Below are 21,160 nucleotides of genomic sequence, written 5' to 3'. Positions count from 1 at the left end.
GGGGCTCCGCAATAATCCCCGGATGTCTTCCGATCCTTTCGCCGACGCGGCAACCGACAGCCTGCGCATCCATTCGTTCGCCTCGCTGAACCCCGGTCCCCGGCTGCTCGTGATGGGGGGCGTACACGGCGACGAGATCTCCGGCACCCTGGGCATCGAGCGCGTGCTGGGCGAGTTCGAGTCGGGCTCGTTGCGGCTTTTGCGCGGCGAACTCACCATGGTGCCGGTGGCCAACCCGCTCGCGCGGCGCCGCCTGCAGCGCGAGGGCGAGCGCAACCTCAACCGCATGTTCCGGCCGACCGGGTCGCCGGCCGATTACGAAGCCCGCGTGACCAACGTGCTGGCCCCGATCATCGAGCGCCACGAGGTGCTGCTCGACCTGCATTCCTTCCAGAGCGAGGGCGAGGCCTTCGCGATGATCGGCCCGCGCGACAACACCGGCACGCTGGAGCCTTTCGCCCGCTCCTACGAGGAAGGCCAGCTCGCGCTGCACATCGGCACGCCCATCGTGGTGGAGGGCTGGCTCGACATCTACGCCGCCGGCCTCGCGCAGCGCGCGGGCGGCACACCGGCCAGCGAGGCCGAGCTCGACTTCGGCCGCGGCACCAACGAATACATCCGCAGCCGCGGCGGCTATGGCGTGACGCTCGAATGCGGCCAGCACCTCGACCCGCAGGCGCCCGAGGTGGCGTGGCGCGCCATCCGCCGCACCCTGGCACTGCTGGGCATGGCCGCGCTGCCCGAGGGCCTGTCGGGCGGCCCCGCGCAGCCGCCGAAGCTGCTGCGCCTTGCCAGCGTGACCGACCGACTGCACGAGGAAGACAGCTTCGTGCGCGACTGGGCCACCTTCGACGAAGTGCAGCGCGGCGAGCCCATCGGCATGCGCCACGACGGCACGCTGCTGAGCGCGCCGGACGACGGCTTCATCGTGTTCCCCAACGCGATGGCGCTGCCGGGGGCGGAGTGGTTCTACTTCGCGCGCCCCAGCGAGCGCCAGCTCGGACCTGTCGCCAGGGCCGCCGGAGCCACCGGCGCGGCCTGACGGCGCCTGGGGCCGCGCTCCTACATCGCGCGCGCCGGGGCGGCGCACATTCGAGGGGGAAGGAGTGTGCAGCACATGCCCGTCTCGAAAAAAGCACCCGCGCCGCGCGTCCTGTGGAAGGGCGCCATCAGCTTCGGCCTCGTCCACATACCGGTGGCGCTGTATTCGGCCACCGTCGACCACGGCATCGACTTCGACTGGCTCGACAAGAGGACCATGGACCCCGTCGGCTACAAGCGCATCAACAAGAAGACCGGCCGCGAGATCGCGCGCGAGCAGATCGTGAAGGGCATCGAGTACGAGAGCGGCGAGTACGTGGTGCTCAGCGACAAGGAGATCGCCGCCGCCTACCCGAAGACCACGCAGACCATCGAGATCGAGAGCTTCGTGCCGGCCAACGGCATTCCCTTCGTGTACCTGGAGCGGCCCTACTACGTGGCGCCCATCAACCGAGGCGCCAAGGTGTATGCGCTGTTGCGCGAGACCCTGCAGCGCAGCGGACGCGTGGGCGTGGCCCGCGTCGTCATCCAGACCAGGCAGCATCTGGCCGCCCTGGTGCCCGTGGGCCCCGGCCTCGTGCTGAACCTGCTGCGCTGGGGCGCCGACATCCGCCCGTGGACCGACCTGCCGCTGCCCTCCGAAGACGCGAAGAAGGCCGGCCTGCGCCCGCGCGAACTCGAGATGGCGAAGGAACTGGTCGAGGACATGAGCGCCGAGTGGGACCCGGAGGAATTCCGCGACGAATTCAAGGACGAGATCCTGCGGCTGGTCGAAAAGAAAGTGAAGGCCGGCCAGACCGAGACCGTGACGCAGCCTGAGCCGGAAGAAGGCGAACAGGCCGAAGGCCGCGGCGCCAAGGTCATCGACCTGACCGAGCTGCTCAAGCGCAGCCTGCGCAAGGGCGGAGGTGCCAGGTCCAGGAGCGAGGATGCCGAAGAAGAAGAGGAGGAGCCGCGACCCAGGCGCCCCGCCGCGAAGAAACCCAAGACCGGCAAGACCGCCGCGAGAAGCACCGGCGGCACCACGCGCAGCAGGGCGCCGGCGCGCCACCGCCGCGCCGCCTGAGCCCGCCGAGGACCGCACGCCATGGCACGCACCCCATCCTCCTCGTCTTCGTCTTCGTCCACCGCTCGCAAGGCGCTCGCGCGCTACCACGGCAAGCGCGATTTCTCCCGCACGCCGGAGCCCAGGTCCGGTGGCCGGCGCGGCAAGGGCGCGCTGGGCTTCGTCATCCAGAAGCACCACGCGAGCCACCTGCACTACGACTTCAGGCTGGAACTCGACGGCACGCTCAAGAGCTGGGCGGTGCCCAAGGGGCCGTGTCTCGATCCCGGCGTGAAGCGCATGGCGGTGCATGTCGAGGACCATCCCATCTCGTATGCCGACTTCGAGGGCACCATTCCGCCCAAGCAGTACGGCGCGGGCACCGTCATCGTCTGGGATCGCGGCGACTGGCTGCCCGACGGCGACGCGCGCAAGGCGCTGGCGGCCGGCAAGCTCAAGTTCGAGCTGCGCGGCGAGAAGCTGCACGGCCACTGGACGCTGGTGCGCATGCACGGCAAGGGCGACGAATCGCACGAGCCCTGGCTGCTCATCAAGGAGCGCGACGGCGAGGCGCGCGCGCTCGACGACTACGACGTGGTGGAGGCAGAGCCCGCGAGCGTGATTACCGGCCTCGGCGTGGACGAAGTGGGGCAGGCGCCGAGGAAGAAAGCCAAGGCGAAGACAGGAAGCAGCGCGCCGGCGAAGAACGCGGAGCCCAAAAGGAAGAAGGCGGCGCTGCCCGCCACCCTCGAACCCCAGCTCGCCACCCTCGCGTCCTCCCCGCCTTCGTCGCCCGGCGAATGGCTCTACGAGCTCAAGTTCGACGGCTACCGCCTGCTGGCGCGCATCGAGGGCAAGGGGAAGGTGCGCTGCTTCACCCGCAACGGCCACGACTGGAGCGCGAAGCTGCCCGCGCTCGTCGAGGCGCTTTCCAGGCTGCCCACCGGTTCGGCCTGGCTCGATGGCGAGATCACCGTCGACGGTCCCAATGGCGCGCCCGACTTCCAGGCGCTGCAGAACGCCTTCGACCGCGGCGCCACCTCGTCCATCGTCTACTGGCTCTTCGACGCGCCCTTCATCGACGGCGAGGACCTGCGCGACCTGCCGGTCGAGGAGCGCCGCGCGAGGCTGGCCGCGCTGCTCGGCGCAAAGCCGCCCGCGCCACTGCGCCTGAGCGATGCCTTCGACGCCTCGCCCCGCGACCTGCTCGCGTCGTCCGCGCGCATCGGCTTCGAGGGCATCGTCGCCAAGCGCAAGGGCTCGCCATACATGTCGCGGCGCTCGCCGGACTGGATCAAGCTCAAGAACCAGCAGCGCCAGGAATTCGTGATCGGCGGCTACACCGCGCCCAAGGGCACGCGCGCCGGCTTCGGCTCGCTGCTGCTGGGCGTGTACGACGAGGCGGGCGGCCGGCTGCGCTACTGCGGCAACGTGGGCACCGGCTTCGACGCGAACCGCCTCGCCGACATCAAGGCGAAGCTGGACAAACTGGCCACCGACGACTGCCCCTTCGAACCCGCGCCGCGCGGCGTGAAGGCGCACTGGGTCAGGCCTTCGCTGGTGGCCGAGATCTCGTTCGGCGAATGGACGCGCGAACACCGCGTGCGCCAGGCCGTGTTCCAGGGCCTGCGCAGCGACAAGCCCGCGCGCGAGATACGGCGCGAGCGGCCGCAGCGGGTGCGCATGATCGAGGCCGAGGCTGCCAGGTCGCAGCCCGCGAAGAGCCGCAGTGAAGGAAAGAGCAAGTCCATGTCCCTGAAGATCACCCACGCCGACCGCGTGATCGACAAGCACAGCGGCATCACCAAGGGCGAGCTCGCCGCCTATTACGACAGCGTGGCCAAGCTCATGCTGCCGCATCTGCGCGGCCGGCCGGTGTCGCTGGTGCGCGCGCCCGACGGTGTGGGCGGCGAGCTGTTCTTCCAGAAGCATCTGCAGGCCCGCGAGATTCCCGGCGTGAACCAGCTCGACCCTGCGCTGGACCCGGGCCACGAGCCGCTGCTGCAGATCGACACCAAGGAAGGCCTGCTCGGTGCTTCGCAGATGAACGTCATCGAGCTGCACACCTGGAACGCCACCTCCGACGACATCGGCAGGCCCGACCGCATGACCTTCGACCTCGACCCCGGCGAGGGCGTGGAATGGCCGCAGGTGCAGGAGGCCGCGATGCTGGTGCGCACGCTGCTCGACGAACTGGGCCTGCCGTCCTTCCTGAAGACCAGCGGCGGCAAGGGGCTGCACGTGGTGGTGCCGGTGCGCCGGCAGTACGACTGGGATACCGTCAAGGGCTTCTCGCAGGCCGTGGTGGCGCATCTCGCGCAGACCATTCCGGCGCGCTTCGTCGCCAAGAGCGGGCCGCGCAACCGCGTGGGCAAGGTCTTCGTCGACTACCTGCGCAACGGCTTCGGCGCGACGACAGTGAGCGCATGGTCGGCGCGCTCGCGCCCGGGGCTTGGCATATCGGTGCCGCTCGCGTGGGACGAACTGCCCTCGCTCACCGGCCCCGCGCAGTGGACCGTCGCCAACGCCGCCGAGCGCTTCGAAACCGGCAACAAGCCATGGGCCGGCATGGAGCGCAGCCACAAGAGCCTCGCTGCCGCGATGAAGCTGCTCGGCTACGGCAGCAAGTAAGGTATTTCTCCCTCCCCCTTCCGGGGAGGGCAACGCCTACCGCAGCACTTCCTCCGTCGTCACCTCGAAGCGCTTCAGCGTGTTCGCGCCGAACACCATGGTGATCGGCACGTCCGCCGCGTCGCGCCCGCGCGCGATCACCACGCGGCCGATGCGCGGCGTGTTGTGCCGCGCGTCGAAGGTGTACCAGCGGTCGCCCAGGTAGACCTCGAACCATGCGCTGAAGTCCATCGGGTAGGGCGCGGGCGGAACGCCGATGTCGCCGAGGTAGCCCGTCACGTAGCGCGCCGGAATGTTCATCGCGCGGCACAGCGTGATCGCCAGGTGCGCGAAGTCGCGGCACACGCCCGTGCCTTCGCGCAAGCCTTCGAGCGCGGTGCGCGTGGGCCGGGCGTTTCCGTAGTCGAAGCGCAGGTGCCGGTGCACGAAGTCGCAGATCGCCTGCACGCGCGGCCAGCCCGGCGCCGTGTGCGCGAAACTGGCCCACGCGAACGCCAGCAGGTCGCTGTCGACCTCGCAGTAGCGGCTGGGCAGCACGAAGGGAAGCGTTTCCACCGGCAGGTCGGCCGCCATGTGCTGGAGCGCGTCGAAGTCCACCGGGTCGGGCTGGCCGGTGTCGTAGATGAGTGCATGGTTGCGCAGCTGCACGCTGGTCACGCCCTGCGGAACGTGCACGCGGGCGCAGCGGTTGCCGAAGCCGTCGAGGTAGTTGTCGGTGGACAACGAGGGGCTGAGCACGAGGTTCTCGCCGCCCTGCAGATCGCCTTCGCGCGAGGGGTGCACCTGCAGCATGTGGATCAGCGCCGTGGGGGCCGTCACCTCCAGTTCGATGTCGAAGCCGATTCTGATCAACATGGTCAGGCCATGATAGGCAGACGCACGCGCGGCTCCCACGGGCGGGACCCGCGAAGCTTCGTAGGCGGGCGCGATGCGCTGTCGGCGGGCTCCTACCGCGCCCACGCGTTTTCTCCCACAGCGGGGAAAGGGGCGCCACTACGGTGCGCGCACCGCCTGAAACATAACCTTCGGATTCTTGCAAGTGAGTTCGCCAACAGAGGGGCGAAATACGGAGGGGAACCATGGAGTTTTCGACACTTTTCGACTCGTTCACCAGCACCTGGGGCGACGAGATCCTCGTATGGGGCGTGGCCGCGGTCGCAGGCTGCATCTGCCTGATCGCCCTGGTCAACGTGCTCGACATGTTCCTGGACAACGGCGAAGCGGGCTGATGAAACCCGCCTTCCTTTGCATGAACCATCAGCGATGAAAGATCCGAGCAAGTCCACGATGTCACCTCAGAACAAGGCCGCCGCGGGCCGCCGCGCCAGCGCCGTGAAGGCGGGCGCCGCCGATGCCGCGAACCCCAAGCAGCAGCAGCTCGAAGGCTTCACCGTCGAGCACCCCACGACCCTCACCACCAACCAGGGGCTGCAGCTCCCGGACAACCACAACTCGCTGAAGGCGGGCGTGCGCGGTCCCACGCTGCTCGAAGACTTCATCCTGCGCGAGAAGATCACCCACTTCGACCACGAGCGCATTCCCGAGCGCGCCGTGCATGCGCGCGGCTCCGCGGCGCACGGCTACTTCCAGGTCTACAAGTCGATGTCGCAGTTCACCTGCGCCGACTTCCTGCAGGACCCGGACGCGAAGACGCCGGTGTTCGTGCGCTTCTCCACCGTGGCCGGCTCGCGCGGCTCGGCCGACACCGTGCGCGACGTGCGCGGCTTCGCCGTCAAGTTCTATACCCGCGAGGGCAACTACGACCTGGTGGGCAACAACATCCCGGTGTTCTTCATCCAGGACGCGATCAAGTTCCCCGACCTCATCCACGCCGTCAAGCCCGAGCCGCACCACGAGATGCCGCAGGCCGCGAGCGCGCACGACACCTTCTGGGACTTCGTCTCGCTGATGCCCGAGAGCACCCACATGCTGATGTGGGCCATGAGCGACCGTGCCATCCCGCGCAGTCTTCGCATGATGGAAGGCTTCGGCGTCCACACCTTCCGCTTCATCAACAGCCGCGGCGAGAGCCACTTCGTGAAGTTCCACTGGAAGCCCAAGCTCGGCATCCACGGACTGGCGTGGGACGAGGCGCAGAAGATCGCCGGCAAGGACCCCGACTTCCATCGCCGCGACCTGTGGGAAGCCATCGAGAACGGCGACTTCCCCGAGTGGGAGCTCGGCGTCCAGCTCATACCGCAGGACAAGGAACACTCGCTGGGCTTCGACCTGCTCGACCCCACCAAGCTGATTCCCGAGGAGATGGTGCCGGTGCAGAAGATCGGCCGGCTGGTGCTCAACCGCAACCCCGACAACTTCTTCGCCGAGACCGAGCAGGTGGCCTTCCATCCCGGCCACCTCGTGCCGGGCATCGACTTCACCAACGACCCGCTGCTGCAGGGGCGCCTGTTCTCGTACACCGACACGCAGATATCGCGCCTGGGCGGCGCCAACTTCCACGAGCTGCCCATCAACAGGGGCGTGTGCCCCTTCCACAACTTCCAGCGCGACGGCATGCACCGCCAGACCATCGCGCGCGGCCAGGTGGCCTACGAGCCGAACACTCTGGGCAGCGGCACCGAGTTCCGGGTGGACGGCGGCAGCCACGGCTTCCAGTCCTTTCCCGAGGAGATCGACCCGCCCAAGGTGCGGCGGCGCAGCGCCTCCTTCGACGACCACTTCACGCAGGCGCGCCTGTTCTTCGAGAGCCAGAGCGCGGCCGAGAAGGAGCACATCATCGCGGCCTTCCGCTTCGAGCTGTCGAAGCTGGATGTGCCCGCCATCCGCCAGCGCATGGTCGACAACCTCGCGCACGTGGACGAGAAGCTCGCGCGCCGCGTCGCCGAGCCTCTGGGCATCGGCGAGCCCGATGCCAAGGCGGCCGCGGGGCGGGCGGGCTTCCGCGACCACCGCATGTCGCTGCCCATCGACGAGTCGCCCGCGCTGAGCATGGCCGACACCGGCGACGGCTCCATCCGCACGCGCAAGATCGCGATCCTGGTTGCCGACGGCGTCGACTCGGCCTCGCTCAAGCCGATCCGCGATGCGCTCGAGCAGGCCGGCGCGCAGTGCAAGGTGGTGGGGCCGCGCCTGGGCACCGTCGCCAGCGCATCCAGGCGGCAGATCGAGGTGGACGCGACCTTCGTCAACACGCCCTCGGTGATGTTCGACGCGGTGCTGGTGCCCGCCGGTGCCGAGGGCGCCGCGGCGCTCGCGGGCATGGGCGACGCGGTGCACTTCGTGCTTGAGGCCTACAAGCACTGCAAGGCGATCTGCACGGTGGGCGAGGGCGCACGGCTGCTGGCCACGCTGGGCATCGACGAGCAGACCTCGCCCGATGACGCGCCCGCCGGCGTGGTGGTGGCCGAAACGCCGGTCACCAACCTGGGCGACAGCACGGCCGCCTCGGGCATCGCGCAGCGCTTCGCCGCCGCCATAGCGAAGCACCGGCACTGGGACCGCGCGAACATCGACGCCGTGCCCGCCTGACCGGCGATCTCGGCTAGCCGCCGCCCGCGGCCTGCTGCCGCGGCGGCCATTCGATGCGCTCGGCAGGCATCGCCGGCGGCCGGTTCTTCCAGATCTTCAGGCAGGACTTCGAGCAGCACGGCCACCAGCCGAGCGGTCCGCATTCGACGGCCTGGCCGCACCCCGCCATGCACAGGCTCGACCTGCGGCGAAGCTTGCGTGCATCGGGGGGCGGGGGCGCGGCCTCGTTGCGCCGCTTCATGCGTATGCGCGGGCGCGCGCAAGCGCCCGACCGGCCCGGCTGTGATGTGACATGGAACCTCCCTGATGCGGCCCGCTGCGTTCATGCGCGGGCTCTGAGGCGCGCATTATGTAAGCCGATGTGTATTCGCCGCGAAGCCCCCCGCACCCTTTGCGGCGCGCCGTGACCGAATGCGCAGGGCAGGCCCTTCGGCTGCCTGTTAGTTCTTTAGCCCTAGACCGTATTGCGAATAGGCGCGCCTGGGGGCCGCTCCTAGACTTTCTCCCCGAGGCCTGAACGGCGCGCATTCCCGCGACGTCGATGGTCCGCCGCGGCGGGCCCACAGGGCCAGACGCGGGGGTCCAATGGCGTGGTTTTCGAGATGGGGAAGGGAGCGCCCTGCACGTCATCGTGCTGGCATCGCAGGTGCGCTCGGTTTGGCTGGCGTTCTTCTGATGGGCTGGAGCCTTCCGGCACCGGCGCAGCAGGCGACGAGCGCCGAAGCCGCCGCCAGCAAGGCGGAGCAGGCCCGCCTTGCGGACACCGACACCCTTCTGGCGCTGACCAGCGAAGGCGCGGTGCTCTACGGGCAGGACTCGGTCAAGCTCTCCGGCTATCAGTACTGCAGCCAGGCGGTCGCGCTTGCCGAGGCGGGCGAGTTCCGCCAGAGCGTGCGCGCCGCGAGCAAGGCGCTGCACCTGGCCGACGCCACCAACGATCCGAACCTGATGGCCATGGCCAACCGCGACCTGGCCATCGTCTACAGCTACTCGGGCCAGCTCGAGAAGGCCGAGGAGTTCGCACGCGAGGCTCTCAAGCATCAGGCGCGCGATCCCAAGCTGGTGGTCGGCCCGGTGCAGAAGGTGATCGGCGACGTGCGCTCGCGCCGCGGCGACTATTCGGGTGCCGTGCTCAGCTATGACGAGGCGCTGGCCAACAGTTCGCAGCGCTATGCGCCGCTGGTGCAGGCATCGCTGGTCAATGCGCTCATCGAATCGGGCGACCCCGCTCGGGCGCGCGAGGTGCTCGGCAGCATGGCGCCGCCCAAGGATGCACCGCTCACCGCGCAGCTCGACCGCACCCGCGCCCGGCTGCTGCTGGCCGAGAACAAGCCGGCCGAGGCGCGCGATGCCTACCGCGCGCTCACCGCGCGGCAGGTGGGTGCCGACACCGAGTATTACCGCCTATGGGCCTGGGACGGCGTGGCGCGCAGCGAACTCGCGCTGGGCCAGAAGCAGGCGGCGGCCGAAGCCGTGGGCCGCGCGCTGGGCGATGTCGACAAGGTGCGCGCCAGGTTCCGCAGCGAGGAATTCAAGATGGGCCTGTTCTCGGACCTGCAGACGGTGTTCGAGCGCGGCGTGTCCATCTACAGCGACGCGGGCGATGCGCGCCAAGCCTTCGAGGTGAGCGAGCACAGCCGCTCGCGCGCGCTGCTCGACGCGGTGCGCGGGCGCGCGAAGATCAACGAGCAGGCCGCCAACACCGTCGACCTCGCCACGCTGCAGCGCACGCTGGCGGCCGACGAGCGCGTGGTGCAGTTCCACTCGCTGCCCGACCGCCTCGTGGTGTGGGTGGTGAGCCCCGACAGCATCGCGGAGAAGACGGTGGCGGTGAAGCGCGACGAGCTCAACGAGCTGGTCGAGACCTTCCGCAATTCCATCGTGCGCGGACGCCGCGCCGCCATCACCAACGCCGACAAGCTGGGCGCCGCGCTGCTCGGGCCGCTGGGCCTCGCGCCGGGGCAGCGGCTGGTGGTGGTGCCGCACGGGCCGCTGCACTACCTGCCGTTCCAGGCGCTGCGGCTGGACGGGCGCTACATCATCGAGACGCATCCGGTGGCCGTGGCGCCGTCGATGAGCATCGCGGTGCAGCTGGCGCAGCGCACGCCGCGCGTGAACGCATCGCTCACCGCCTTCGGCAATCCTCGCATCGAGGACAAGTACGACCTGCCCGGCGCCGAGACCGAGGTGAAGCAGCTCGCGCGGCTCTTCCCGCGCAACACGGTGTACATGGGCGCGGCCGCCACCAAGACCCAGTTCCGCGACGTGGCCGCGCGCTCGCCGCTGATGCACGTGGCGGCACACGCCGAGGCCGACGCGGTCGATCCGCTGTACTCGCGCATCCTGCTGGCCAACGAGGGCGGCAAGCAGAACTTCCTGGAGGCGCACGAGATCCTCGGGCTGCCGATGGACGGCACCGCGCTGGTCACGCTCTCGGCCTGCGAGTCGGGCCTCGGGCGCATCGCGCAGGGCGACGAGGTGCTGGGCTTCACGCGCTCCTTCCTCTCGGCCGGCAGCTCCAGCCTGATCGCATCGCTGTGGCCGGTGTCGGACGACGCCACCGCCGTGCTCATGAGCACGCTCTACGGCGAACTCTCCAAGGGCCGCGACATCCAGAAGGCCATGCAGGCGGGGCAGCTCGCGGTGCTGAAGGATCCCAAGATGTCCCATCCCTTCTTCTGGGCGCCGTTCAACCTGATCGGCAACTGGCGTTTGACGGTGGGAGGCTGAAATGAAATCCTGCCAACGCCCCACGCCGATCACGCCGATCGCCTTCGCGGTCACGGCCCTGGTCAGCGCGACGCTGCTCGTCGCGGCCCAGCGCACGCATGCCGCCGAAGCGGACAACAACGACACACAGCTGCTGCCGACCAAGGACCCTTGCGGAAGCTGTGACCGCCCCATTGCGCAGGCACCCACGGGGGCAGTAGCCCCGCAGAGCCTGCCCGCGCCGCCGCGCAACACGGGCGGCGCCGCCGGCGCGACCTTCAAGCTCAACGACCTGCGCCTCAACGGCGTGAAGGCGCTGAGCAACGAGGAGCTGCAAGCCATCACCGGCCCCTACATCGGCCGCGACGTCACGCTCTCCGACCTGGAGGAGCTCGCCAAGGCCATCACCGCGCGCTACAAGGAGCGCGGCTACTTCCTCGCGCAGGCCGTGGTGCCGGTGCAGACCGTGCGCGACGGGATCGTCGAGATCAGCGTGATCGAAGGCCGCCTCGGCAAGGTCGACGTGACCGTCGCTCCCGATGCGCCCATTGCCGAGTCGCGCGTGCGCGGCTTCCTCGCGCCGCTGCAGCCCGGTGCGGCGGTGAGCGCGCCGGACTATGAACGCGCGATGCTGCTGCTGTCGGACCAGCCGGGCATCAAGGTGTCCTCGGGCCTGCAGGAGGGCACGCAGCCCGGCACCACCGACCTCTCGGTCGAGGTGGCCGCCGCGCCGCGATGGGCCTTCACGGCCGAGGGCGACAACCACGGCACCAGGGAGTCGGGCCGCTACCGCCTGGGCGGCACGGCGCGCTGGCTCAGCCCCTTCGGCATCGGCGACAACCTCGACATGCGGCTGATGGTCTCCAACAGCAACGCGCTGCAGTTCGGCCGCATCGCCTACGAGGCGCCCATCGGCACCAGCGGGCTGCGCGCGGGCGTGGGCCTTTCGCGCGTGAGCTACGAGCTGGGCGGGCAGTTCGCCGACCTCGACGCGCGCGGGCGCGCCAACGTGCTCGACTTCTCGCTGAGCTATCCGCTGATCCGCCAGCGCCAGCAGAACCTGTTCCTGCGCCTGGGCGTGGACGTGAAGGACCTCACCGACGAGCTGCGCGCGGCCGACTTCAACTCCAAGAAGCGCGTCAACGGCCTGAGCCTGGGCTGGACCTGGGAACGCCGCGACGAGCTGCTCGGCGGCGGCTACTGGGCCAGCTCCGGCACCCTGTACCACGGCAACCTCTCCATTCGCGACCCGGAGAGCCGCGACTTCGACCGCGGCATCACCGGCCACCGCACCGAAGGCGGCTTCACCAAGCTGAGCTTCCAGTTCTCGCGCCTGCAGTCGATCGTGCCGCGCCATTCGCTGTACCTGTCGGTCGGAGGCCAGTGGGCCAGCAAGAACCTCGACGCGTCCGAGAAGCTCGCGCTCGGCGGCGCGCGTGCTGTGCGTGCCTACCCTTCCGGCGAACTGCTGGTGGACCAGGGCGTGATCGGCACCGTCGAATGGCGCTGGTCGCTCAACGAGGAGCTCACGCCCTTCCTGTTCTACGACGCCGCGCACGGAAAGATCGTGCGCAACCCGATGCCCTACGACGGCGTCAACAGCCACAGCCTGCGCGGCTACGGGGTGGGCCTGAGCTGGTCGCGCCCGGGCAATTTCTCGATCAATGCCACGCTGGCCTGGCGCGCCGGCACGCCGCCGGCGCAGACCGACGGCGGGGGCCGCAACCCGCGCCTTTTCGTGCAGCTCATCAAGGCGTTCTGAAATGGCACTCCCCCAGGCCTCGCGCACTTCGTGTCGCTTCGCCAACCCCCTCGCCGGGGGCGACACCGACGGCCCGGCAGAGCCGGTTCCGCGGTGTCCCGCGAATCGTCCGGGCCGGTTTCAAGCATTGCGGGTCACGCGAAAGCGTGGTGGAACACTGAAATGAAGCAACGCAACCCATCCTCGCGCGCGCAATTTCGGCGCCTGCAACTGCGGCCCATCGCGCTGTCGCTGATCTGCGCGGGCGCCGCGCCGGCCATGGCGCAGGTGCTGCCTACCGGCTTCAACTCCATTGCCGGCGGCGTCACCATGACGCAGAACGGCAGCGTGATGAACATCAACCAGCCGTCGCTGCGCGGCATCGCCAGCTGGCAGACCTTCTCCATCGGCGCGGGCGGCACGGTCAACATCGCGCAGCCGAGCACGCGCGCGGTGCTGCTCAACCGCGTGGTGGGCGACGGCATGAGCATCCAGGCCTCGCGCATCGACGGAACGCTGCGGACCTCGCTGATCGGCAACCCGAACCTGCCGGGCGGCAGCGTATTCCTCATCAACCCGAGCGGCATCGTGTTCGGCAAGGGCGCGTCGGTCAACGTGGGTGGGCTGGTGGCTTCCACGCTGGACATCGCCAACGACAACTTCATGCCCGCCGGTTCGGAGAGCAAGGCCTTCGACAAGAGCGAGCAGCTGGTCTTCGCCGGCCCGGCCAACAGCCTGGCGCAGGTGCGGCTGGAGCAGGGCGCGTCGATCACGGCGGGCCCGGGCGGCACCGTGGCGCTGGTGGGCGGTTCGGTGCGCAACGACGGCGAGATCAATGTCGCGCGCGGTTCGGTGGGCCTGGTGTCGGCCAGCAAGCTCACCATGAACCTGGACTTCGACGGCGACGGCCTCACCACCTTCAAGGTGCCGCTGGACGGGCAGACCACCTTCAAGCTCGCCGACCTGCAGGCCACCGACAAGACCACCACCGCGCAACTGATGAACACCGGCAACGTCGCGGCCGACGGCGGCCGCGTGGTGCTGATGGCCGCCGCGGCCGACGTGGATGCGCGCCAGCTGGTGGTGAGCCAGACCGGCGTGATCCGTGCCCGCTCGCTGAGTTCCCGCAACGGCGAGATCGTGCTCGACGGCGGCCAGTCGGGCGCGCGCAGCAACGAGATGCTGCTGGGCGGAACCATCGACGCGAGCGGCACCGAGGCCGGCGTGGCAGGCGGATCGATCACCGCGAGCGCGGACTACGTGCGGCTGTCGGGCCTGGCGGCGGACGCCAGCGGCAGCAACGGCGGCAGCATCCAGGTGACGGGAAACGCCGCGGTGAGCATGTCTGCCGACTCGGTGCTGCGCAGCAACGCCACCGGCGCGAACGGGCAGGGCGGCACGGTGGACCTGAGCGCCGGCTACGTCCACGTTTCCGGCCAGGTCCAGGCGCGCGGCGCCGGCAGCGGCGCGGGCGGCACCATCACCACCACCGCGCGGCAGGTGGAGGTGACGGAGCTCGCGCAGGTCGATGCGGCCGGCGGCGCGAGCGGCGCCAACGGCAAGTGGGTGGTCGAGTCGAAGGGCACGCTCAATGTCGACAACACCGTGCCGGTCTACGAACCTGCGGACTACGGACAGAACACCGCCGACACGCGCGTGAGTTCCGTCGCCATCGGCAACGCGCTGGGCCGCGCGACCGACGTGACGCTGCGCACCGGCTCCAACGACGGAGAGTCGAACGACGTGGTGTTCCAGGACAGCGCGGGCATCGTCAAGACCGAGGGGCGCGACGCGCGGCTCACGGTCGATTCGCTGCGCGACATCCAGATGTTCAGCGGCTCGTCGATCCGCTCGGAAAGCGGTGCGCTACACGTCGACTTCAACGCCAACGCGACCGGCGGCTCCGACGGCGGCGTGATCGAACTCAACAACGCGAGCATCGCCACCAACGGCGGCAACATCCGCTTCTACGGCCAGGGCGACGCGGCCAACGGCTACGCGGTCGGCGGCATCGCGCCCACGGACGGCGGACCGAATGTCGGACGCGCGGGCGTCTCGCTGTTCGACAGCTCGCTGAACACCTGCGCGATGGCCTCCGGCAACTGCGGCGGCAGCGGCTCGATCGTGCTGCGCGGGCAGGGCACCAGCAGTTCGGCCGGCGACCCGAACTACTACGTGAGTTCGGACGGCGTGCAGGTCTCGGGCACCAGCCTGACCACCGGCGGCGGCAACATCGCCATCACCGGCGTGGGCGGCATCGGCGCGGGCGGCGTGCTGCTCGACAACACCGAAGGCAACGGCACGGTGCTGCGCACCGGCACCGGCGACGTGAGCATCACCGGCAGCTCGCGCAGCTGGACCGCCACCGATCCGGTCGCCGTGTACGGCGGCACGGTGGATTTCGTCGACAGCTCCTTCCCCGACGTGACGACGAGCAACATCGGCGGCATCTCGATGCGCGGCGCGACCATCGACTCCGGCGGGCGCGTGGCCATCGACGGCACCGGCGGCGACATGCAGGGCCTGACCGCGAACAGCGCCTTCCTGACCTCGGCATCGGCCGCCAACGGCGGTGGCGGCGTGTCCTACGCCGCGGGCAACGGCGTGACCATCTTCGGCGGCAGCATCACGGCCGGCGCGGGGCGCGACATAACGATCTCCGGCACGGCCGGGGGCAAGAGCTTCACGGTGGATGGCGCAGTCGCGACCATCGGCGCAGACGCATCGGCGGTGGCGCTCGCGATGGAGGCCGGCGGCACCGTGCGCGCCGAGGGCGGGCGCATCGCCATCGACGGTCGCGGCGGCGACGTGCTGGTGGGGCGCGTGAATGTTCGCGACGTGCCGTCGGGCACCGTCTTCGTGCCGGTGCTCGACGTGTCGAGCAGCACCGGCGCGGGCGGCACCGTCAGTCTCGCCGGGCGCAACGTGCTCGTGATCGATGCGTTCGACGACGTGACCACCATCGACGCCGGCGGCGCGGGCCAGTCCGGCACCATCGACGTGCGAGCCACCAACAGCATCGCCATCAGCGACCAGGCCAGCCTGCGCGCCGACGCGAAATCGGCCTCCGGCAATGGCGGCACGATCAACGTGATCGCCGGCGACACGCTGCGCGGCTACGGCAGCATCTCGGCGCGCGGCGGCGCGAGCGCAGGCAACGGCGGCAGCATCGAGACCTCGGCACCGCACTTCGACCTGACGGGGCTGCGCGTGGATGCGTCGGCGCCGGTGGGTACGGCGGGTACCTGGACCATCGACCCGTACAACGTCAACATCGCGCACGGCACCGCATCGGGCAGCCTCACGGGCAACCCCTTCGACCCGCTCGCCAACTCGACCATCCAGGACGGCGACATCAACAACGCACTGGACGGCGGCACCAGCGTCACGATCACGACGGGCACCGGCGGCCTCGCGACCGACGGCAACATCACCTTCGCCACCGATGCGGCCATCGTGCGCAGCAAGGGCTCGGCGCCGCTCACCTTCGAGCTCGACGCGGCGCACAACATCAGCGCCTTCAACAACAACTCGATCCAGTCCAACTCGGGTGCGCTCAACGTGGTGCTCAACGCGGGCGTGGGCGGGCAGAACGGAGCGATCTTCCTGAGCGGCGCGAAGATCGCCACCAACGGCGGCGACGTCGTGATGACGGCCGATACCAGCCCCACGGGCAACCAGGCGATCGGCATCACCAACACCACGATCGATACGCGCACCACCGCGCTGGGCGACGCGGGCCCCGGCGGCGCGGTGCAGATCACGGGCAAGCGCGGCACGCCCACTTTCTCGGGCTTCACCGCCACGGTGCAGCTGAGCGGCGCCACCATCCAGAGCAGTACTGGCGACGTGACCATCTCGGGCACGGCGCCCGGAGGCACCGGGGTGCGCATCGGCGCGAGCACCGGGCCGGGCCAGATCCTCACCACCAGCGGCGACATCTCCATCGTGGGCATCGGCAGCGGCGTGACGGACCCGAGCACCGGGCCGCTGGCCGTGCAGGCGGTCGACCTGAGCAACGTCACTGTGCGCAGCGTTGACGGCAACATCGGCATCAAGGGCCTGGTGACGCCGGGCGTTTCCAGCGACAAGTCGGGCGGCGTGCTGATAGCCAACAACGCGTTGGTCACCACGCTGGGCACCGGCGACATCGACGTGGCGGGCGAGTCGCAGGCCAACGGCACGGGCATCACGCTCGGCACCGGAGGCCGCATCGACGGCAACCGCAACGTGGTGCTGCGCGCGAGCAACGACGGCAGCACGGACGCGGTGGTGCTGACCGGCACGGTCCGCGCCGGCAGCGTGCTGAACCTGCGCCCCGGCGGTGTCGACTCCGCAGGCAACGCGGTCGACCGTACAGCCAACCCCATCACGCTGGGCGGCACCGCGGCCAACGGCTTCGCGGTGTCGGCCGACGAGTTCACGCGGCTGGACGCGCCCGCCATCGTGGCCGGCAGCAATGCGCACGCTGGCGGCATCAACGTGGTGGGTCCGCTCACCGTGCCCGGCGCGCTGACGCTGCAGAACACCGGCGGTGGAGGCGGCATCCAGCTCGGCGGCGCGCTCACGGCCGCGACCGTGGGGCTGATCTCGGGCGGCAACATCACGCAGACCGCGTCGGCACCGATCACCGCCGGCACGCTGCTGGCACGTTCCACCGGCGGCAGCGTGCTGCTGGACCAGGCCGCGAACAACGTCAGCGCCGACACGCTCGGCGGCAGCGCGGCCGGCGCCTTCCGCTACGTGGACGTCGACACCGTCAAGCTCGGCTCGGTGAGCGTCACCGGCTACGACGCGGCGGGCAACCTGCCGCAGATCGTGTCGGCCAGCTCGATGGCCGCCGATACCGTGGCGGTGCGCACGCTCAGTGGCGACCTGCTGCTGGGCACCAACGTGAGCAGCACCGGCGGGGTCGACCTGGTGGCGGGATCGCGCTTCCAGAACACCGGCGGCTACACCATCGCCGGCGCGCCGTGGCGCGTGTGGGCCGACACCTGGGTGGGAGAAACGCGCGGAGGGCTCGCGGGCTCGGGGCTGTACCCCAACCTGTACCACTGCTCCTACTCGGGCCTGTGCGCGGTGAGCATCCCGGCGGGCGCTAACCACTTCATCTACGCGCAGCAGCCGGTGGCCACGGTGCTCATCGGCAATGCGAGCAGGCCCTTCGGCTATCCGAACCCGCTCTTCAGCTACCTCGTCACGGGGTTGATCCTGGGCGACACGGGCGCAGGCTTCTCGGGCTTCATGTTCTCGCCCGCGCTGCAGGCGAGCCCGCCGGGCGTGTATCCGATCAACGGCGCCTTCACCTCGGCCGAGGGCTATGCGGTCAACGTGGTCCCGGGCAACCTGTTCGTCAACCAGATGCCCGACCTGCCGCGCCCCGACGCGCTGCGCGACCTGCCCGCGACCTGGGTGTACGACCGCAACATCGGCCCGCCGCCGATCTGCTTCGCCACCGGCCCGCTCGACGGCGACCGCGCGACGCAGGGCGGCGACGTGCTGGCGCGCGAATGGTCGCGCGTGCGCTCGCGGCCCAACCTGTCGAGCTGCGTCGATACCGAGAAGCGCAACGGCTGCGCCGATTTCTGAGGCGTGTGAACGCTCTTCCTGAGCGGCGTTAACGAACCGTTGCGCGAAGAGGCAAGCCTCTTCATGCACGCAAGAATGATCGCGCAGTAGTTCACGCAAGGCGCGGCCGGCTCGCGCGATGTCATCGACATGGGTGCCTCGGCACACAGAATCCCGAACAAACAAAGTCTTCGTCCTCGGCACGAGAGACGGTCTGTCCAGGGAGTTCCATGTCCAACGTCAACGGCGCGCTCGCACGCGCCTTTCTGCCATGAGGCGGCGCGTCGGCGTCCGCACGCCCGCGGGCGATGCCCTTCGATTCCATCGTCTCGCCGGCCGCGAGGAATTGAGCCGGCTCTACAGCTTCGATCTCGATCTGCTGGGCAGCCACGACGCGGTCGATCCGAACGCGATGCTGGGAAAGTCCGCCACCGTCGTCATCCAGACCGAAAGCGGCGAGGCGCGGCACCTCGACGGCATCGCCACCCGGTTCGGTCTCTCGGGCGAGGACGACCGCCATTGCTTCTACCGGATGCAGCTGCGTCCATGGCTGTGGCTCGCCACGCTGCGCTCCGATTTCAGGATCTTCCAGGACCAGAGCGTTCCCGAGATCGTCGCGGCCGTGCTCGAGCGCTACGGCCATCCGTTCGAACGCAGGCTGGGCAGAAGCTACCGCCGCTGGAACTACTGCGTGCAGTACGGCGAGAGCGACTTCGACTTCATCTCTCGCCTCTGCGAGCACGAAGGCGTCTATTACTTCTTCCGCCATGAAGCGGCTCAGCACGTGCTGGTCTTCGCCGACGACATCGCCGGATCGCACGGACCGCTGCCCGGCGGCGAAGAACTTCGCTTTCATGTCGACGAGCAGGCCGGCATGACCGGTGGCCCGGATGCCGGCGAGCGCGTCTACGAATGGACGGCCTGCGAAGAGGTTCGGCCCGGCCGCTTCCTGCATGACGACTATGACGACCTGCACCCCAGGGCAGACCTGAGCCAGTCGCGCCAGAAGGCCATCGGCCACGACCACGACCGCTACGAGCAATACGAGTGGCCCGGCGGCTACACCCGGCTGGAAGACGGCGACGCCTATGCGGCCATCCGCAACGAGGAGCAGCACAGCGAACGCAGCCGTGCCAGCGGCCGCTCCAACAGGCGCGACCTTGCGCCGGGATTCACCATGCGCCTGGCGGAACATCCCCGCGCCGACCAGAACCGGCAATACCTGCTGCTGGGCGTGAGCTACGACCTGCAGGAGAACCTCCAGGCCACCGAGGGAAGGCAATCCTCGGAAGGCTCGGTGCAGCGCTTCGCGTTCGAGGCCCAGCCCACGAGCCTTGCGTGGCGGCCCCGGCGCACGACACCCAAGCCGCGCACGCATGGGCCTCAGACCGCGGTCGTGGTCGGCCCCGCTGCGGAGGAGATCTGGACCGACCAGCACGGTCGCATCAAGGTGCAGTTCCACTGGGACCGGCTCGGCCGCCACGACGAGAACACCAGCTGCTGGATGCGCGTGTCCTCCAACTGGGCGGGCGCGAACTTCGGCGAGGTGGCGCTGCCCCGAATCGGGCAGGGGGTCATCGTCGACTTCCTCAACGGCGATCCGGACTGCCCCATCGTCATCGGCCGTGTGCACAACGCCGACCTCATGCCGGCCTGGGCGCTGCCCGCGCAGAAGCACCTCGCCGGCTATCGCAGCCGGGAGCTCGGTGGCGGCGAACGCGGCAACCATCTCGCGCTGGACGACACGAGCGGCAAGCCGCAGGCCCAGCTCAAGAGCGATCACCTCAGCAGCAGCATCAGCCTCGGGCACATCGGCCGCATCGAGAGCACCGCAGGCCGCCAGGAAGACCGCGGCCAGGGCTTCGAACTGCGCACCGACGGACACGGCGCGGTGCGCGCAAGCGCCGGCTTGCTCATCACCACAGAGGCGCGGCCGAATGCACAGGCCCACATCACGGACATGCGCGAGACGGTGGAGCGGCTGGCGCAGGGGCGCGAGCTGCATGCAGGCCTGGGCCGGATGGCGCACGACGCCGGGGCGCAGGAAGCGGGCGACCAGGACGAGGTGGTTCGCGAACTGAAGGAGCAGGACGAGGCCATCAGGGGCAGCCCCGACGCGGCGATGCAGGGCGAGTTCTCCGAATTCGCACGGCCGCACCTGACCCTGGCCAGCCCGGCCGGCATCCAAGCGGCTACGCAGGGCTCCACGCATGTCGCCAGCACGGGGCACAACGCTCTCACCAGCGGTGCGCACACCAGTGTGAGCGCGGGCAGGAGCCTGCTCGCCAGCGCGCGTGACGCGGTGCGCCTGTTCGCCTGCAAGGCCGGCATGCGGCTGATCGCAGGCAACGCGGACATCGACATCCAGGCCCTGCGCAACAGCATCAACCTGCTGGGCAGGCTCAACATCAAGCTCGAGGCGGAGCGCATCACCATCACGGCCAAGGAGGAAGTGCTGATCAACGGCGGCTCCAGCTTCAGCCGCTGGAACGCGCAGGGCATCGTGCACGGCACCAACGGCCTGTGGCGCGAACACGCCGCGACCCACAGCTTCGTGGGCCCTGCGAGCCGCGCGCCGCAGCTGGTGAACCAGGACCCGAACGCCGCCTTCGATCAGGAACTCATCTTCCATCACCTCGACGAGAACAACTCGACGGCGGCCAGGCAGGTGTTCAGGCTCGTGCGCGAAGGCGAGCAACCACCGCGCGGCCCGGCGACCGCCGGCGCACAAGCGGCCGACCGCGGGGGAGCCATCACCAGCAGCGACGGCTCGACGCAAGCGCAGCGTGCCGACGCACCGGAGTTCTACAAGGTGCGCTGGCTCGGACGGATCAAGGAAAACTCGAACGCCGAAGGGAGCGCGTGATGGCAGTACAGGGAGAAGATGAAGACCACTGGACGGATTTCTCGCTGGGCATCGGCGGCTTCGCCGAGGC

11 protein-coding genes are annotated in these 21,160 nt (G+C 69.6%); 9 read left to right on the top strand and 2 right to left on the bottom strand.

Annotation, left to right across the window (positions count from 1 at the left end):
- Positions 1–22 precede the first annotated feature (22 nt).
- From EJP67_RS13130 to ligD, 3 genes are all read left to right on the top strand, one after another.
- Positions 23–1,042: a succinylglutamate desuccinylase/aspartoacylase family protein gene (locus EJP67_RS13130; RefSeq protein ID WP_126022164.1), complete on the top strand. Its 1,020-nt coding sequence runs from the start codon at positions 23–25 to the stop codon at positions 1,040–1,042.
- Positions 1,043–1,117: 75 nt separating this feature from the next.
- Entirely contained in the window at positions 1,118–2,107 is a 990-nt protein-coding gene (gene ku / locus EJP67_RS13125) for a non-homologous end joining protein Ku (protein ID WP_126022163.1), read from the top strand.
- Between the two features lie 21 nt (positions 2,108–2,128).
- A complete protein-coding gene (gene ligD, locus EJP67_RS13120; RefSeq protein ID WP_126022162.1) occupies positions 2,129–4,717 on the top strand; it encodes a DNA ligase D in 2,589 nt (862 codons plus the stop codon).
- A 36-nt stretch (positions 4,718–4,753) separates the two neighbouring features.
- Here the strand turns inward: ligD and EJP67_RS13115 are convergent, their stop codons facing one another.
- Positions 4,754–5,572, bottom strand: coding sequence for a transglutaminase-like domain-containing protein (locus EJP67_RS13115; RefSeq protein WP_126022161.1), 819 nt, complete (start codon positions 5,570–5,572; stop codon positions 4,754–4,756).
- A gap of 224 nt (positions 5,573–5,796) precedes the next feature.
- On the opposite strand from EJP67_RS13115, the gene EJP67_RS33615 reads away from it, so the two are divergent.
- The gene (locus EJP67_RS33615) at positions 5,797–5,946 is read left to right on the top strand and encodes a hypothetical protein (protein ID WP_019655668.1); all 150 of its coding nucleotides are present in this window, start codon (positions 5,797–5,799) and stop codon (positions 5,944–5,946) included.
- A gap of 58 nt (positions 5,947–6,004) precedes the next feature.
- Positions 6,005–8,206, top strand: coding sequence for a catalase HPII (gene katE, locus EJP67_RS13110; RefSeq protein ID WP_240650642.1), 2,202 nt, complete (start codon positions 6,005–6,007; stop codon positions 8,204–8,206).
- Between the two features lie 13 nt (positions 8,207–8,219).
- Here the strand turns inward: katE and EJP67_RS13105 are convergent, their stop codons facing one another.
- Complete coding sequence (locus EJP67_RS13105) at positions 8,220–8,447, bottom strand: hypothetical protein (RefSeq protein WP_126022159.1); 228 nt, start codon at positions 8,445–8,447, stop codon at positions 8,220–8,222.
- Positions 8,448–8,863: 416 nt separating this feature from the next.
- Here EJP67_RS13105 and EJP67_RS13100 point away from each other — a divergent pair, with 416 nt between their 5' ends.
- The 4 genes from EJP67_RS13100 to EJP67_RS13085 all read left to right on the top strand — a co-directional run bounded on the left by EJP67_RS13100 (position 8,864) and on the right by EJP67_RS13085 (position 21,090).
- Positions 8,864–10,936: a CHAT domain-containing protein gene (locus tag EJP67_RS13100; RefSeq protein ID WP_240650641.1), complete on the top strand. Its 2,073-nt coding sequence runs from the start codon at positions 8,864–8,866 to the stop codon at positions 10,934–10,936.
- A 1-nt stretch (position 10,937) separates the two neighbouring features.
- On the top strand, positions 10,938–12,677 hold the full coding sequence (locus tag EJP67_RS13095) for a ShlB/FhaC/HecB family hemolysin secretion/activation protein (RefSeq protein WP_126022157.1): 1,740 nt from the start codon (positions 10,938–10,940) through the stop codon (positions 12,675–12,677).
- A 162-nt stretch (positions 12,678–12,839) separates the two neighbouring features.
- A complete protein-coding gene (locus EJP67_RS13090; RefSeq protein ID WP_126022156.1) occupies positions 12,840–18,245 on the top strand; it encodes a two-partner secretion domain-containing protein in 5,406 nt (1,801 codons plus the stop codon).
- Positions 18,246–18,495: 250 nt separating this feature from the next.
- Positions 18,496–21,090, top strand: coding sequence for a type VI secretion system Vgr family protein (locus EJP67_RS13085; protein ID WP_126022155.1), 2,595 nt, complete (start codon positions 18,496–18,498; stop codon positions 21,088–21,090).
- Positions 21,091–21,160: the final 70 nt, after the last annotated feature.

The sequence above is a fragment of the Variovorax guangxiensis genome (genome assembly GCF_003952165.1).
Classification (GTDB): Bacteria; Pseudomonadota; Gammaproteobacteria; order Burkholderiales; family Burkholderiaceae_C; genus Variovorax; species Variovorax guangxiensis.
This window is presented reverse-complemented; position numbering and strand designations above follow the sequence as displayed.

What these genes read in the sequence shown, in the direction of transcription:
- EJP67_RS13130 (WP_126022164.1), top strand. Translation starts at nt 23, where the DNA reads ATGTCTTCCGATCCTTTCGCCGACGCGGCAACCGACAGCCTGCGCATC.
- ku (WP_126022163.1), top strand. Translation starts at nt 1,118, where the DNA reads ATGCCCGTCTCGAAAAAAGCACCCGCGCCGCGCGTCCTGTGGAAGGGC.
- ligD (WP_126022162.1), top strand. Translation starts at nt 2,129, where the DNA reads ATGGCACGCACCCCATCCTCCTCGTCTTCGTCTTCGTCCACCGCTCGC.
- EJP67_RS13115 (WP_126022161.1), bottom strand. Translation starts at nt 5,572, where the DNA reads ATGTTGATCAGAATCGGCTTCGACATCGAACTGGAGGTGACGGCCCCC.
- EJP67_RS33615 (WP_019655668.1), top strand. Translation starts at nt 5,797, where the DNA reads ATGGAGTTTTCGACACTTTTCGACTCGTTCACCAGCACCTGGGGCGAC.
- katE (WP_240650642.1), top strand. Translation starts at nt 6,005, where the DNA reads ATGTCACCTCAGAACAAGGCCGCCGCGGGCCGCCGCGCCAGCGCCGTG.
- EJP67_RS13105 (WP_126022159.1), bottom strand. Translation starts at nt 8,447, where the DNA reads ATGAAGCGGCGCAACGAGGCCGCGCCCCCGCCCCCCGATGCACGCAAG.
- EJP67_RS13095 (WP_126022157.1), top strand. Translation starts at nt 10,938, where the DNA reads ATGAAATCCTGCCAACGCCCCACGCCGATCACGCCGATCGCCTTCGCG.
- EJP67_RS13090 (WP_126022156.1), top strand. Translation starts at nt 12,840, where the DNA reads ATGAAGCAACGCAACCCATCCTCGCGCGCGCAATTTCGGCGCCTGCAA.
- EJP67_RS13085 (WP_126022155.1), top strand. Translation starts at nt 18,496, where the DNA reads ATGAGGCGGCGCGTCGGCGTCCGCACGCCCGCGGGCGATGCCCTTCGA.